8 protein-coding genes are annotated in these 15,093 nt (G+C 47.0%); 4 read left to right on the top strand and 4 right to left on the bottom strand.

Going from position 1 to position 15,093, the window contains the following annotated elements; all coding sequences use genetic code 11:
- Positions 1 to 194 precede the first annotated feature (194 nt).
- Together QUA58_RS19310 and QUA58_RS19305 are read right to left on the bottom strand one after the other, a co-directional pair.
- Complete coding sequence (locus tag QUA58_RS19310) at positions 195 to 800, bottom strand: DUF4276 family protein (protein WP_333395358.1); 606 nt, start codon at positions 798 to 800, stop codon at positions 195 to 197.
- A complete protein-coding gene (locus tag QUA58_RS19305; RefSeq protein WP_333253792.1) occupies positions 797 to 1,951 on the bottom strand; it encodes an AAA family ATPase in 1,155 nt (384 codons plus the stop codon). The genes QUA58_RS19310 and QUA58_RS19305 overlap by 4 nt, the downstream gene beginning before the upstream one ends.
- Before the next feature lie 201 nt (positions 1,952 to 2,152).
- Here QUA58_RS19305 and QUA58_RS19300 point away from each other — a divergent pair, with 201 nt between their 5' ends.
- Positions 2,153 to 2,908: a DUF561 domain-containing protein gene (locus QUA58_RS19300; RefSeq protein WP_333253794.1), complete on the top strand. Its 756-nt coding sequence runs from the start codon at positions 2,153 to 2,155 to the stop codon at positions 2,906 to 2,908.
- 162 nt (positions 2,909 to 3,070) lie between these two features.
- Here the strand turns inward: QUA58_RS19300 and QUA58_RS19295 are convergent, their stop codons facing one another.
- On the bottom strand, positions 3,071 to 3,748 hold the full coding sequence (locus QUA58_RS19295) for a calcium-binding protein (protein WP_333253796.1): 678 nt from the start codon (positions 3,746 to 3,748) through the stop codon (positions 3,071 to 3,073).
- 80 nt (positions 3,749 to 3,828) lie between these two features.
- On the opposite strand from QUA58_RS19295, the gene QUA58_RS19290 reads away from it, so the two are divergent.
- The 3 genes from QUA58_RS19290 (at position 3,829) to dprA (ending at position 6,533) form a co-directional block, all read left to right on the top strand.
- A complete protein-coding gene (locus QUA58_RS19290; RefSeq protein ID WP_333253798.1) occupies positions 3,829 to 4,476 on the top strand; it encodes a DUF2301 domain-containing membrane protein in 648 nt (215 codons plus the stop codon).
- A 127-nt stretch (positions 4,477 to 4,603) separates the two neighbouring features.
- The gene (locus QUA58_RS19285; protein ID WP_333395356.1) at positions 4,604 to 5,257 is read left to right on the top strand and encodes a YdcF family protein; all 654 of its coding nucleotides are present in this window, start codon (positions 4,604 to 4,606) and stop codon (positions 5,255 to 5,257) included.
- Between the two features lie 124 nt (positions 5,258 to 5,381).
- Positions 5,382 to 6,533: a DNA-processing protein DprA gene (dprA, locus tag QUA58_RS19280; RefSeq protein ID WP_333253802.1), complete on the top strand. Its 1,152-nt coding sequence runs from the start codon at positions 5,382 to 5,384 to the stop codon at positions 6,531 to 6,533.
- A gap of 229 nt (positions 6,534 to 6,762) precedes the next feature.
- Here dprA and QUA58_RS19275 read toward each other — a convergent pair whose 3' ends face one another.
- Entirely contained in the window at positions 6,763 to 14,895 is an 8,133-nt protein-coding gene (locus QUA58_RS19275; protein ID WP_333395355.1) for an FG-GAP-like repeat-containing protein, read from the bottom strand.
- Positions 14,896 to 15,093: the final 198 nt, after the last annotated feature.

The following is a 15,093-nucleotide window of genomic DNA, read 5'->3' as shown; positions in this document are numbered from 1 at the left end:
AACTATAGTAAGCCAGATGTGATATCAATTCCGGTTGCACTCATACACTCATACATGATTGTTGACTGTTGACTGTTGACTCGATTTTATTATTCCGATGTAACTGGAAACGATATGAAACCCCGCCATAGCTTGATTAAAAATTTTGATTTTTCCAGGACAAGACTCGCGCGCTTGTATCGTTTTGGAACCGATCAAGGAATCAATTCGCCCCCACAAAGAGATAAAATAGTATTCAAAAAAGCCTTTAATTCAGGACAGACTACCGCAGCATCCATGAGATTTTGTCCGTCTAATATTCTTTTGGCATCCCGCGCTTTATCGTAGCTCCGACGTTTCCCCTGTTCAAATATTTCTTTAATCCGATAAGAAGGTGGATTATTGTGATTGACCAGTTCAGGAAGACCGCTAGGAACCGCTCTATTACCTCCTGATATTTGCTGAATTTTTGACCAAAAAGGTAACAGCCAAGCTTCAAAGTCATGGGAAGCTGCATGGGGATAAAATTTAGGATTGTCCCCCACCCATTGTTTCATTTTATCCTTAGCATCCGCTGCATCTTTAAAATCTTTAGTACCCGTATAAACATCTGTTAATGCAATTACAGCATCATAGGCATCTCTACCAGTCAATAAATTTTCCACAACGCGCCTGAGTTTTGCTTCTTTGTGAATGCGACCTTCACAAGATATAAGCTTTAATTTTGGCATCTGCTGTCCCAGGCGTGACTTAAGAAATTCTTGCAACTTAGCCTTAAATGCCATTTCCGTTGCTCCTTCAACCAAAATAGCAATTTTCACGGTCTGCCTCCAAAAATGTTCATTGCCCAAAGCTGATCCAAGCTATAATCTTCTAACCAGTGTTCTAAGTCTATAGAGTCAGCCCAAGTTAGAGTTGTAAGACCATCTTCAGCATCACAAACTAGCACCTCGTGAGGCTTTAAAAATCGGATAAGTCTATCGGAATGAGTTGCGACAATTAGTTGAGTTCTTTTAGAAGCTTCTCTCATGGCATTCGCTAACAGTTGTAACAACTCTGGATGTAAACTAACTTCCGGCTCATCAATCAGCGTGACAGCAGTCAAATCTCGGCTTTGCAGTAGGGTGATTAACCAGAGAAACCTGAGCGTCCCTTCGGATAGTTGGTGCATATAAAAAGGATGAGAAAAATTTCTATCCTTCCAAGTCATTGCTAAAGTTCCGGCTGCTACTGGCGGAAAACTCAACCTTTCAAAATCAGGAAAAGCCGCAGCTAGTGTATCTTGGATAATTTCAAATCGATTTGGATCTGTTTCTCGCAGGTAATAGAGGCATGAAACTAAATCTTCTCCCTTGACACCGGGCAAAGTTGCAGGCCGCATAGATTGAGGTAAACGGATCGGACTTTGAGGGGAAAGATTCAACTCGCCCGCCTTATAAAAGCTACATGAAGCTAAGTGCTGCCTCAATGTTTCTGGTTCCTGATACATCTTAGGAACCTGAGCGAGTGAGCTTTCCAAACGATTGTACTGCCAGTTTGGACGTAGTAGCTTTTCATCGTCTGGACTGAAATATCTGACATCTAAACCGCGAGATTCAATATACTTAAAAGGTTGAGAAGCATGGCGATTGCGCTGTTGGATTAGAGTTTCTGAACCAATTTCATAGAATTGACCTTTGGTTGCAAGTTTCAGAGAATAGTTAAGCGGTTCCTGATTCTCTATAGGCATTGATAAAGAGATTGACACGCTATCAGCCCGGTCTAATGTTACCATCTGAGTTAAACCGCCCAACTCTGAAATTTTGGACTGTAACTGACCGTTGGCTGATGCTGCTAAAAGTGAGAATATTTCTAAAAAAGAACTTTTGCCAACACCGTTAGCACCAATCATCACAGTCAGGGGTCGCATTTCCACTTCTGCCGAAAAAAAACGGCGAAACCCCTCGATCTTTAAGCTATCAAATGCGTTCATAACTTTTGCCCTTGAGCTTAGAGAATTGTAATATGCACAATATTATTCCAGAATCGCGCTTTTTTCCCTATGAGTTGGGACTTGACCTACATTTGCATTCTTTTTGAACGGTGTAATTAAAAATTAAGAATTAAAAATCAAAAATTGTTCTAATCCGTGTCAAAATGAGTCTAAGAAATTTTCTGAGTTGGAAAACTAACGATGAGTGTAAATTCTAAATTGCAGCGCGCATTTGAGCAAGGTCGCGCCCTGAAAATTATCAGCGGTTTAAATAACTTTGATGCCGCCAACGTTGCGGCTGTCGTCAAAGCAGCGGATCTCGGCGGTGCTTCCTTTGTCGATATTGCTGCCGATCGAGATTTGGTATTGATGGCAAAACTGTTGACAAATCTGCCAATTTGTGTATCGGCTGTGGAACCGCAAAAGTTTGTGGCTGCGGTAGAAGCTGGGGCTGATTTGATTGAAATTGGCAACTTTGATGCTTTCTACGCACTAGGCCGCCGCTTTGAAGCTGAGGAAGTTTTGGAGTTGACTCGCGAAACTCGATCGCTATTTCCGAACATCACTCTTTCTGTCACAGTTCCCCACATTCTGACACTCGACAAACAAGTGCAGTTAGCAATTGAATTAGTCAAAGTTGGGGCTAATATCATCCAAACCGAAGGTGGCACCAGCGCCCAACCAATTCACGCCGGCACATTGGGATTAATTGAAAAAGCAGCGCCTACTTTGGCAGCAGCCTTTGAAATTTCCCGCGCCGTATCCGTCCCCGTACTCTGCGCTTCTGGTATCTCCAGCGTCACCGCACCCCTCGCTATTGGAGCGGGTGCTGCGGGTGTTGGCGTCGGTTCTGCTGTCAGCCAACTTAATAGCGAAGTGGCGATGATCGCGGCTGTTCGCAGTTTGGTTGAAGCTTTGGCTTTGGTTTCGCGATCGCACTTTGCGGCTTCAATTTAATTAAGAAGGTAGAAGGTAGAAGGCAGAAGGCAGAAGGTAGAAGGCAGAAGGCAGAAGGTAGAAGGCAGAAGGCAGAAGGCAGATTTTTCCTATCCCCCACTCTCCCCTTCTCCCCTTCTCCCCCTCTTCCCCTCCCCCACTTTTCCACTTTTCCACTCTTCCTTAATAATAGAGAAACCACACGGCATAATCATCTAATAACTGATTGTTTCGGGAGATCACATCAACTGATTCTAACTCGAATAAAGGCAACATAAACTTTTGGCGATCGCCGACGCGCTGCACTTCCACAAATATGCCTTCTTCCTGAATCTCAAAATCCTGTAACCGATTAATTGTGAAGTTATCAGTATAAGAAGGTTGAGTTTTTTTGAGTCGTGCATATTCTTTTTTACTGCCAGAACCCATTGTATATTCTTCTTCCCATTCAAACTCTTCTATGCCGGTAACGTGGCACGGAAGTTGAATGTTTTGCTTGATGTACTCTAGATATTTGATTGAGTTTTTTAGGGTGCAATCAATATTTTTCGAGCCCAAAACTTTGCTCATTTTAGTTTCAAATTGCTTGGTCTTAAATGGGAGATTTTTGTCGAGCTCCGCTAACATTTCTGGATCGAACCCCGATCTCAATTCTGATAATTCCTCCAGCAGGCTCTGAAAGTCGTTTAGCGGTTTCGGTCTTCTGCCTGCTACAATGGTTTCATCAAGCTGAACTGGAGGAAGTTCGGATTGTGAAGGAAGGGATTTGCTTGGATCGGGGCGATCGTCCAATTGAGATTTGTTAACTTTAGACTTGTTAACTTTAGGCTGGTTAAGTTTAGGCTTGTTAAATTTAGGCATCGCTCGGTCTCGCTGGATCGGTTTATCAATAAAGTATATCTTGGCAGAAGTACATTCGTGTCTGATAGGAGGAAGCTATTATGCAACTACTGAAATCGCCTGATGAATCGCCAGTCTATCAAGGACAATTCGGCGAGTTTACGGTTACTCAAAACGATCGCACGGGAGTGTTGATTTACCGCGCTGGATTGGGCGTGGCGGCGCTGTGTTTTGCGATCGGCACTACTCTGGTGCTGCAACAGGGCGACAACCCGATGGCAATCCAAGCTGTAACGCCTGTTTTTGCTTGTTTCTGGATAGCTTTAGGCGTCAGCTTGGCAACTATTCACATTTACATGATTGCGCTGCACCGAACACTACAGGCGTTTTGGGCGATCGGCGGCGCAGCAGCATTGTTTGTCGCCCTACAAAGCAGCCAACCTTTAGCTTTAGCAGTGTACGAACATCCCGCCACGTTGTGGGGAATTGGCTTTACTTTTGCCGCCTTAAATGGCATTTTTTTTAAGGAAGCATTCTGCTTTAATCGCCTCGAAACTAAGTTTTTGACTCCGGGAGTTCCTCTCTTAATTTTAGGACATATTTTTGGCTTTTTGTCAGCGGAAAATGAACAGTTTTTGCTGGCTATTTGGGCCGTTTTGTTTATCATCTTTGCTGTGCGTAAGTTTTTTCAACCGATGCCGCAGGATATCGGGGATAAAAGCGTTTTTGAGTATCTGAAACACCAATAATTTGGGAATGAGGCATTGGGAATGGGGCATTGGGCATTGGGAAATTCTCTCAGTTTTCCACTATTTCCCTCTTCCCCAGTCTCGCCGAATCTGCCTCCATACCCGAAAAAATCTAGATCGATTTAAAATGAGAATTCGTCTAATTCGCCGCCGAGAAATGTGGGCAGTTACCAGGGAAGTCTGGGTAATTGCTATGATGGGATTAATAATTGCAATGCTCTTAATTATCACAAATATCCATCCGTTTTTGGCGGTAAATGCGCCGATTAAAGCAGATATATTGGTTGTCGAAGGCTGGTTGCCGGATTATGCGATCGAAAGTGCGATCGCCGAATTCAAAAAAGGCGAATACCGCCAATTAATTACCACAGGAGTTCCTTTAAGTAAAGGCTTCTATCTCGCTGAATATAAAAATTATGCCGCACTAACTGCCGCGACTTTTATTGCGCTAGGATTTGATAAAAACCAAGTAGTAGCAGTACCAGCAGCGAGTGTGGTGAAACACCGCACTGCTGCTTCTGCGATCGCACTTCGAGATTGGTTTTCTACTTCAGGTTTAAAAGTTAACTCAATTAATCTTTATTCCTTTGGCCCTCACGCCCGCAGAAGTTGGATTGTATTTAAAGAAGTGCTGAATCCTGAGATTAAAGTCGGGATTATAGCGGCGGAACCACAAGATTACAATCCTCAAGAATGGTGGAAATCGAGCGAAGGTTTTCGGACAGTAATCGGAGAAATTATTGCTTATATTTATGCCCGTTTTGTCGATTGGAAAGCTTAGCCATTCTTTTCAACTCTTTCTCTTCTTCCCTTCGCATTCTTTGCGCCTTCGCGGTTCGTTAAAAAAAATCTATATCCCAACCCACAATGATAAAATCATTCTCAGATAAGTTGAGGGCAACTCGTTGTTAGAAGAACGCGCTTACTGGTTAGCATGGTCACAAATTAACGGTATCGGGCCGATTTTGTTGCAAAGATTGCACCAAAATTTCAATAGTTTGGCAGAAGCTTGGACGGCAAAACCAGTAGATTTAATGCGAATCGAAGGGTTTGGCAAGCAGATAATTGAAACCATTTTGCAAGAACGCACTAAACTCAATCCCGAAGAATTTATCGAAAAACATCTTATAAAAAATCCCTGTTTTTGGACGCCTGCAGATCCAGATTATCCCCGCTTATTATTGGAAATTCACAATCCGCCACCAGTGTTGTATTATCGTGGTTTAGTTGATGTAAAAGAGAATCAAGGAATTACGCCGACGGTGGCAATGGTTGGTACTCGCAGCCCTTCGGAATACGGCAGAAGGTGGACTCGCAAAATTAGTACGGCTTTGGCTAAAAGCGGTTTTACTGTGGTTTCGGGATTGGCGGCGGGCATTGATACAGAGGCTCATATAGGCTGTTTGGAGGCGGGAGGAAGGACTTTCGCCGTAGTGGGGACGGGAGTAGATATTGTATATCCCAAACAAAATGAGAGGTTGTGCGATCGCATTTTGCAGCAGGGATTGGTAATTAGCGAATATCCGGCGGGTACTCAACCGAATAAAACTAATTTTCCGCGCCGAAATCGGATAATTGCTGGCTTAAGTCGCGCTACAATCGTGATAGAAGCTCCGCACAAATCGGGTGCTTTAATTACTGCTTATCAAGCTAATGATTTTTGTCGGGATGTGTATGTTTTGACGGGCAGATTGGATGATGAGCGTTCTTTTGGATGTTTGGAGTTGCTGAGTAAAGGTGCTCATCCGATTCTCCCGAATAGTGATCGACTGTTAAGCGAAGACAGGTTGTTGGAAATGCTCGGAGCTATGCCAAAATTGGATAGCGCGCAGCAGTTGTCGCTGTTTCCCCCAAATCCGACGGTTGAAAAGCAAGGGCCGCCGTTGGAGCCGGAATTGGCTAAGGTGTTAAGTGCTCTGGGTTCTGGGCCGAATTCTCTTGATACAATTGTGGAAGCAGCGGGATTGCAAGCGGGAACGGTTTCTGGTATTCTTTTGCAACTGGAATTGTTGGGATTAGTTTCGCAGTTGCCGGGAATGCGATATCAGCGATGCTGATGTGAAAATGTTAGATACTCGGCGGTTGAAACCGCGTCTTGTCAGACCAAATCCGCCGACGCGGATTGAAGAGAGGACTCTGTATTTCTGATTGGTGTTTAAGTCTCGATCCCCCTAAATCCCCCTTAAGAAGGGGGACTTGAAGAACCCTATTGTCCCCCCCTTTTTTAAGGGGGGTTAGGGGGGATCTGCCAGACTATTAAAACAAGTGATTGAATCCAACTCAATCTTAAATCAATCCGAAATTGGCAGCGCTAATACTGCTAGCAGAAACTCCACTGAGAGAAGCTAAAATTTCCCCAGTTTGTGCAAACCGAATTAAAGTAGCCGCGCTATCTTGACTAATCGCCAACTGCGAGAAATCCAGCCCGCTACCCAATACTAACAAGTCTTGACCGAGTTCAAAATCTGCGATCGTATCAGTACCGGAATTGGTAGAGAGTAGGAATTTATCTACTCCCATTCCTCCTATCAAACTATCCATTCCCAAACCGCCCGTCAGCAAATCATCTCCCTTACCTCCGTAAAGCATATCGTTGCCATCATCGCCATTCAAAATGTCAGCACCGCGATTGCCAAACAAGGCATCATCACCGCTACTTCCGACCAAAGTATCGCTACCTTTGCCACCGAAAACAGTGTCATTTCCCAGAGTTCCATCGAGGGAATCATTGCCCCTCATGCCCATCAATACATTATCCGCGCTGTCGCCAATCAGGATATCGTCGCCATTTGTACCGAGAATTGCATTCGGGGAATTGCTGCCCAAATCAGCATCGCCACTGACAACAGGAGTCGCAAGGCCAACTGGTAAAACTACTGCTTGAATTCTGCTATCTAAAGCAGCACCGGTATTCTCAGTAACTACCAGGGAAATTGGTTTATTTCCTGTACCAACTTCTTTGAAGTCTTGAGTTGTTGGGCCTAAAGCTACTTGTTGGAGGCGGGCAAGTGATTCAGGAATTGATGTTGCTGTTGGGTTAGAGACAGCGGCATCAATGCGTTGATTGGCTGTTGCCATTACTGTCGCTGCTTGCGATGTAATTTGGGTGATTTGTTGACTGTTGAAACTGGGGTCAATTTGCTGAATTTTTGCGGCAGCTTGCTGAATGATTGGTTCTAAGGCTGCTGCGTTGCTGAGGTTTAAGATTGTACTGGATTGAATTCGCTCGGTAATTGAACTGACAACAGCTTTGACAATATCGGTATTGAGTGCACTGGAAGCGCCGTCAATCAAAGCGCTGGTTTGGGTGATGAAGTTTTGGACTTTCACCATTGCGGATAAGACTTGGACTCCGCCTGGTAAATTTTGGTTGGTGGCTGCGATCGGATCTAAGCTAGTTAGGTCAACTTCAGTGGGGAGTCCAAGGGCGGCTTTGACTAAAGATTGCGCTTCTTCTGGTTCAATTCCTTTGTCGGTTAAGTCGGCGACTAAGGTGGTTAGGAGGGTGACTACACTAGAATCGGGCGGTGCGGTGACTGGTGTTTCTAGGGGTAAGCCGGTGGCGGTGTCAGTGCCTCCTGTGGCTACTAGATTGCCTTCTGATGGGTCGATTTCTCCGTTTTTGTTGGTGTCGAATGTCTCGAAGGGGATGTTGAGATTGAATTCACCATTGCTGTCAGTGGTGGTGGATGGTTCGTTGGTGTCAAGGACGCCATTTTTGTTGGCGTCTAGGAAGAGAGTTGCACCGTTTATGTAGCCGTCAATAACTACGCCGGTGCAACTAAATGTCAGCAACATACCCTGAAATGGACGTGTAAGGTCATTGTCGCTGACACTAAGACCCGCCCTGTCTGTTGCTGTTAACTTGATTGTTAACTGCTGCAGTTTAGGACTTGTGCCGCTGAGTGTGCGGGTATCTGGGTTGAAAGTGAGCCAACTTGGCAGGGGACTGCCGTCCATCAGAGTTGCTGTGTAGGTCAGTTGGTCGCCCGGATCGGGGTCAGTGAACGTGTTTTCTGGGAAGGTGTACTCGAAGGTTGATGAGTTGCTCGACTGGATGTACTGGTAATGCCACGGGGTTGTATCGGGGCCGTAGTTGAGGACAGGCGGGTTGTTGGCGACTGTAAAACTGCCTTCTGTGGCAAACTCTGAACCTGCCCAAGCAGCATCAATTGCCTGTACGCTCCAGTAATATGTCTGATCTGGAGACAAATCTTTGAGCTGCCACTGGGTGTTTTGATTGGCATTACCTAGCCCTACAACTTGCCGAGTTCCGTCATTGAGAGACATCGGGGCGAGAATGTCACTGCCCCCTGGTGTCGTGCCAACTCGCAGGTTGTAGCTTAAACCATCGGCAGGAGTTTGAGCATCAGTTGCTTTGTTCCAGTTGAAAGTGACATTTCGGCCAGAAGGCTCAGCCGACAGCCCTGTGGGTGCAGTGGGAGGAGTGTTCGCGATCGCAGTATTGCTGCGGTACACTTGGTTGCCCAGCAAAATATCCAATTTGCCGTCACTGTCGTAGTCTCCCCAAGCTCCAAAACCGGCGCCAGTCAGTCCAGCACTGATATCTTCGCTAAAGCCGCTGCCTGTGTTCCGGTAAACTTTGCTGTAGAACTTGTCCTCCAATTCGCTGTTGAGCAAAATATCCAATTTGCCGTCGTTGTCGTAGTCTCCCCAAGCTGCAAAACTGCCACCGGGCAAGACGGCTGTATTGTCTTCGTTAAAGCCACTGCCTGTGTTCCGGTAAACTTTAGTGATGTTGCCAGAATCTGAATTACCCGCGAGCAAGATATCCAAATCGCCATCATTGTCATAGTCTCCCCAAGCAGCCGAACCATTAGAAACACCGGGCAAAGCGAAAGCTTCGCTAAACCCACTGCCAGTATTGCCAAACACCTTGGTTATTTTGCCGGAAAGACTATCGCCCGTTAGCAGGATGTCGAGTTTGCCGTCCTTGTTGTGGTCTCCCCATGCTGCTGAACCGTTGAGAACACCCGGGAGTTGGGCAGTAATATCTGGCGTAAAAACAATATCGCTCTTCCCAGTATTGCGGTACAGTAAGCTTGCGTTTTCCAGGGTGCTATACGTACCGTCTGCATTTTCATTCGTGATACTTTGTGTGGTGGCATTCAGGAGATCGAGTTTGCCGTCGTTGTTGTAGTCTGCCCACGATTGGGAGCTATCAACGGAACTTCTCTGTTCCGAGTTGAATACATTCTCGTTGCTACCAGTGTTGTCGTAGATTTTCAGATAGTTTGGTATGTCGTTCGTTTGAGCCTGACTTTGCAATTGGTTTGTTTGTAAGGCAAAATTGAGCTTGCCGTCGTTGTTGTAGTCTCCCCAAGATGCCGTAGGAGCTAACTCCAAACCTGTGTTGCCACTTTCAGCAGTAAATGTACTGCCTGTGTTCCGGTACAGCCAAGTGCTCTTGAAGCTAAAACTGCTACCGAGTGTGCTAAGTAGCTGAGGAGCGCCCGACGCGATAAAATCCAGTTTCCCATCACCGCTGTAGTCTCCCCAAGCGCTAATCGCTCCGCCGTTGAAATCATTCGAGATTTCCGTCTTGATTTTGTTGAAAGTGTAACTGCGTTCGAGATTAGTCACGCTGACATCTTGAGGATCGAGACCTGAGTACACAAAATTTGGAAAAAAGCCACCACTGTCAGCAAAGTCGTTGCTTATAGCCGGGTCGAGGATAATGTTGTAGGGACGATCGCCATCGGATTGATTATCGTTAATACCCTTGATTGTGACAGTCTGAGCTATATCCCAATTATCAGGAGTGAACTTCAGCGTCGATACTGAAACAGTTCCTTCTTCCGTGTTGTCACTGCTGACTGGGATGAAAACATCAGCCATAGGTTGCTGAGTCAACACAACACTGAAATTAGCAGTGTCGCCTGCTTCTGTTGTAGTCAACTCGCTTGTTGGCCCAACGACAATCTGAGGATATTGATTGTAGGGATAGTCGGCATAAACGAGCATATTGGTGAGACTGACATCAGAGGCATCTAGACCTGAGTATTTGCTGTCAGTGCTGATCGCAGGGGCGGTAACGATCGTGTAAGGTCGGTTAGCAGCAGAGATAGTACCATCCTCTCCTTTTACCGTTACCTCCTGGGGAATATTCCAGTTGTTAGGTGTAAAGGTAACTCCTGGAGTGGAGAGACTACCTTCTGTTGGATTTTGAGGAGAAACATTCAAACCGATCGTAACAGGAGCCGTGGGCGGGCTATTAAGTGCGAGGGTAAATTTGGCTTTGCCACCTGTTTTAGTGGTGATTAATCCGTTGGTGGGGGAGACGGTGATGCCTGGGCCACCCGCCACTAGATCGACAGTTCCGCCAGATTGAGGTAGATCGTTAGATTTCGGTAATCCGATCGGGAATATGTTTGGGTTGCCTGTTCCTGTAGTGACTGGCGGTTGCGGATTGACGATGACTGGTGGCTCGACGACTACTGGTGGCTCGACAACTACTGGCGGCAGCACAGGCGGCTCGACAACTACTGGCGGCTCGACAACTACTGGCGGCAGCACAGGCGGCAGCACAGGCGGCTCGACAGGTGGCTCGACAGGTGGCTCGACAGGTGGCAGCACAGGCGGCTCGACAGGTGGCAGCACAGGCGGCAGCACAGGTGGCAGCACAGGCGGCAGCACAGGTGGCAGCACAGGCGGCAGCACAGGCGGCAGCACAGGCGGCAGCACAGGCGGCAGCACAGGCGGCAGCACAGGCGGCTCGACAACTACTACCGGATCGACAGGCGGCTCGACAACTACTGGCGTCGGCGGTACATCGTTATCAGCGATCGCCACTGTCACGCCCGGAATCCCGATCGCACTATACTTACTATCAGCACTCGCAGCCGTATGAGAAATACTGCCTGTATGATTTCCTTCAACAACCGCATCGTTTGTAGCCGTTACAGTCACTACTTTCGCGACATTCCAGTTAGTAGAGTCGAAGGTAACATCAGCGATCGCATTAATTTCACTGCCATTCGCAAAACTAACCGTCACAGGTGCCGTGGGCACAGAAGTTAGTGTGAGGCTGTACGTCCCAGTAGCACCGCCTTCGGTAGCAGTTGTACTCGTTGGTGAAATACTCACACCTGCGGTATCGTTGTCAGCAATCGTGGCAGTCACAGGAGAAATCGTCAGCGCATTATACTTGGTATCGGCGCTGGCAGAAGTGTGAGCTATCGTGCCGCTGCGGCTTCCTTGGGCTATGCTATCGTCGATCGCACTAACAGTGACAGTCTGATCCACATTCCAGTTAGTGCTGTCAAAAGTAATTGGGGCGATCGCATTTATTGGCTCCCCTGTAGTGAAACTAACCGTCACAGGTGCGATCGGCTGGGATTTTAACTTAACCCTGTACGTGCCATTAGCACCGCCTTCGGTAGCAGTTGTACTCGTCGCTGAAATAGTCACGCCTGCGGTATCGTTGTCAGCAATCGTGGCAGTCACAGGAGAAATCGTCAGCCCATTATACAAAGTATCGGTACTGACAGAAGTGTGAGTAATCGTGCCGCTGTGGGTTCCTTCGGCTATGCTGTCCTCGATCGCACTAACAGTCACATTTTGAGCAACATTCCAATTAATGGGGGTGAAAGTCAGAGGTGCGATCGCACTAATTTGAGTACCCGCGTCAAAATTAATCGTAACGTTGGCAGCAGGTGCGGTAGTCAAAACCACGCCGTAGGTAGCCGTTGCACCGCCTTCAGCAATATTTGTACTGCCTGCCGATTGCACGATCGACACACCCGGACTATCGTTATCAGTAATCGATGCCGTCACATCGGGCATCGCTTTGGCGTTATAACTCGCATCGGTACTGGTAACTGTGTGAGCGATCGTGCCGCTGTGGGTTCCTTGTGCTAAATTGTCGTCGATCGCACTAACAGTGACAGTTTGATCGACATTCCAGTTAGTGCTGTCAAAAGTAATCGGTGTGGCGATCGGGCTAATTGCATTGCCAGTATTAAAGCTAATATTAACGGGTGCCGTCGGTTGCGAAGTTAGCTTGACGTTGTAACTGCCAGTTGCACCGCCTTCTGTAGCAGTGATGTTCGTAGGTGCAATGCTGAAACCGGCAGTATCGTCATTTGTGATGGTAGTTGTCGCAGTTGCAGCAGTAAAGGTAGGTGTCGGCCCCGGTGCAACAGGATTCGACAGCGTAACCGCAACAGTTTCGTCGGGTTCTACTAATCCGTCGCCTAACACATTTAAAGTGATAGTTTTAGATGTTTCCGCTACCGCAAAATTGATTGTGCCACTAATACCCGTTGCCCCAGAAGTGCCAGCGATGTTGTTGTAGTCGCTGACGTTTGTAGCAGTTCCTCCAATTGTATAATTTACGCTACTTGCTACACCCGTGCCGCCGCTGCGAGTCACGGTAAAAGTCAGAGGAGTTGTGCCGCTATTACCTTCAGGAATGCTGGCAGTATCGGTGGCTACAGCATAAGAAACAGTACCGTTAGCAGCAATAGTTAGTGTTGTTTGTTTTGCTGTACCGGCAACGCCACCGGTGATTGTGCCCAAGTTGAGGATTGCGGTTTCGGCGTTCTCAGGGAGATTGTCAGGTTTGATAGTAACTGCAACATTCTGGGTGAGTGTGTCACCTGTTGCGCCTGCGGGGAATGTAATCGAGGTAGGGGAAAAGGCGTAGTCTGAATTTTCGGTGGCTGTGCTGCTGAGGTCGATCGCAATTGGTACAACTACATCGCCCAAGGGAGTGCCGCCGCTGAGGGTGACGGGAATATTAACTACTGTGTCTGTTGTTCCTTCTGTACCGCTGTAAGTGGCACTACCAAAATTAACTGTATTGGGTGTATTTAGCAGAATCGAAACGTTGTTAGTCCAATAGTTCGACGTGGCTAGGTCAAGATTCCCATCCGCATTCAAGTCTGCCGCAGTGACAGTCCAGGGATTTGACCCCAAGCTATAGTTGGCGGCAGGGCTAAAAGTACCAGTGCCTGTCCCCAACAGAACCGAGAGGTTATTAGCAACAGGGGTCGAGCTGCTAACACCGTTCGCTGTAGCTAAGTCAATTTTGCCGTCTGCGTTAAAGTCACCTACTGTCACGGAACGAGGCCCTGTCCCCACAGGAAAGTTAGTGTTAGCCCCAAAGCCACCTGTGCCATTCCCCAAGAGCACGGATACATCATTAGAACCTTCGTTGGCCGTGGCTATGTCAGGGTTGCCATCCCCATTAAAATCTTGCACAGCAACAGAATAGGGGTTTGTCCCCACACTAAAACTACTGGCAATGCCAAAGTTCCCCGTGCCTGTCCCAAATAGGATCGAAACATTGTTTGAGGTAAAGTTCGCCGTAACTAGGTCAAGTTTTCCGTCTTTGTTAAAGTCGCCTACAGCTATAGACTGGGGTCGTGTCCCGTCGATCATCCAGTCCGCCCTACTAGGAAAGATACCTGTACCTCCCCCTAACAGAATAGAGACATCGTTTGAGTCACTGTTGGCTGTGGCTAGGTCAATGTTGCCATCTCCATTGAAGTCGCCGGACGTAACTGACCAAGGACTCGACCCGACGTCCAAGTTGGTAGCTGTACCAAAACTGCCTGTCCCTGTTCCTAACAAAATTGAGACGTTATTACTCAGCCAGTTGGCAACGGCTAGGTCAAGCTTGGTGTCTCCATTAAAGTCTGCTACCGTGACAGCAAAGGCAGCAGTTTGTCCCACAGGAAAATTAGTGGGACCACTAAAGCTGCCTGTACCTGTCCCTAGTAGGATAGAAACGTTGTTATCGGCACGATTCGCCACGGCTAAGTCAGGCTTGGTGTCGCCGTTGAAGTCTCCTACGCCGACGAATTGCGGTTGATTCCCCGCGCCAAAATTAGTCTCCGCACCAAAAGTATTCAAAACATATTCGTAACCTGCTAATACTTCTGGTGCAAATACCAGCGGCGTTTCTATTTTCCCGGTTCTGACTTCCAGTTCCCAGTCGCCGCCTTTGGCTACACTTCCCGTGAGGTTTTTGGAAGCTGCAACCGATGCCCCGGTTAACTCACTCAAGCGTTTGACAAATGCTTTACCTGTCTCGCCTGCTGCTACTGAGCACCCGTACAAGAGGATATTAGGTCCATTTTTGCCGATCGAGTCGGTTCGTGGCGAAAACCACTGCTGTAGAGAATCCCGATCGCACTCTATATCATCTAAACTCAAGCTACCGTCGCCGAGTTGCAAGCTGCCGGGAGCACCGTGAGAAACTATGTGAATGCTGTCAATATTGGTACGAAGAGCTAAAATTTGAGTAATTTGGTTGATCGCATCCCGGTTCCCATCCAAAACCACTACTTCCGTACCCGGTGTTACCCCCGCGACTAAACTTTGATAATTTTCAACTTGAGTGTCGATAAAGGCGATCGCACTTCCTGAAACTTGATTATTTAAATTTAGCATAATACACCTACTGGGGGTTAAAAAAAGACAATGATTTCCCTGTTTCGCGACTTGCATCCGAAACTCTTTCTGAAGGTTATAGCAACCATAACTGTTTTTTAAGATACTTTATATAAAGTTTTCCGTAAAAACACTTATTTAATTAAAGTTTTGATAAAGATGGGGATATTTATTAAGTAATATTGCGGAAGAGCTAGC

It is taken from the genome of Microcoleus sp. N9_A1 (genome assembly GCF_036701795.1).
Taxonomy (GTDB): Bacteria; Cyanobacteriota; Cyanobacteriia; order Cyanobacteriales; family Microcoleaceae; genus Microcoleus.
The sequence above is the reverse complement of the archived record's forward strand: the minus strand, read 5'-3'. Positions and strand labels throughout refer to the sequence as shown.

What these genes read in the sequence shown, in the direction of transcription:
- QUA58_RS19305 (WP_333253792.1), bottom strand. Translation starts at nt 1,951, where the DNA reads ATGAACGCATTTGATAGCTTAAAGATCGAGGGGTTTCGCCGTTTTTTT.
- QUA58_RS19300 (WP_333253794.1), top strand. Translation starts at nt 2,153, where the DNA reads ATGAGTGTAAATTCTAAATTGCAGCGCGCATTTGAGCAAGGTCGCGCC.
- QUA58_RS19295 (WP_333253796.1), bottom strand. Translation starts at nt 3,748, where the DNA reads ATGCCTAAATTTAACAAGCCTAAACTTAACCAGCCTAAAGTTAACAAG.
- QUA58_RS19290 (WP_333253798.1), top strand. Translation starts at nt 3,829, where the DNA reads ATGCAACTACTGAAATCGCCTGATGAATCGCCAGTCTATCAAGGACAA.
- QUA58_RS19285 (WP_333395356.1), top strand. Translation starts at nt 4,604, where the DNA reads ATGAGAATTCGTCTAATTCGCCGCCGAGAAATGTGGGCAGTTACCAGG.
- QUA58_RS19275 (WP_333395355.1), bottom strand. Translation starts at nt 14,895, where the DNA reads ATGCTAAATTTAAATAATCAAGTTTCAGGAAGTGCGATCGCCTTTATC.